Raw genomic sequence first — 574 nt, 5'->3', positions numbered from 1 at the left:
CGCCGTTGCTGTCCTGGAAGGAGCGGACCAGGACCTCGTAGAAGACGGCTCGTTTGAACCAGTCGGGGTCCCGGTCCTTGGCGGGCGTGTCCTCGAAGGTGTCCGGGACGGGTTCGTTGACGATCATGTGGTGAGTGACCCTCCGATCCGCGGGGTGGACGGCCGCCGCACCCTGCCGTGCTCGTCGGAGGGCCCGTCGCCGGACCCCTCCCCGACGACCAGCACATGCGCCCCGCCCGGGCCAAGACGCACATAGTTGGCCCTGCCCCATTGATAGACCTCGCCGGTGAGCTCGTCGCGCACCGGTACCGACTCGTGCCAGTCCAGGCCGAGTCGCGGCATGTCCAACGAGACCGTGGCCTCCTGGGTGTGGTGGGGGTCGAGGTTGGCGACCACCAGAACGGTGTTCGAGCCCTTCCGCTTCGAGTACGCGATGACCGCCTCCTGGTCGGCGTGGTGGAAGTGGAGGTCGCGCAGCTGCCGCAGGGCGGGGTTCTCCCGCCGGACGGCGTTGAGCTTCGTGATGAGGGGGGCGATGGTCCGCCCCTCCTTCTCGGCGGTTTCCCAGTCGCGG

The 574-nt window shown here is 69.0% G+C and carries 1 pseudogene; it reads right to left on the bottom strand.

Annotated features, from left to right (window positions below):
- Window positions 1–123: 123 nt before the first annotated feature.
- Window positions 124–574: pseudogene (locus IE172_RS34235) on the bottom strand (DUF3459 domain-containing protein); the annotation flags it as partial.

Origin of the sequence: Streptomyces griseoflavus (assembly GCF_014649995.1) — a bacterium.
In the GTDB taxonomy this organism is placed as follows: Bacteria; Actinomycetota; Actinomycetes; order Streptomycetales; family Streptomycetaceae; genus Streptomyces; species Streptomyces griseoflavus.
Note: the sequence above shows the minus strand (reverse complement) of the source record. Positions and strands in the feature narration are given on the sequence as shown.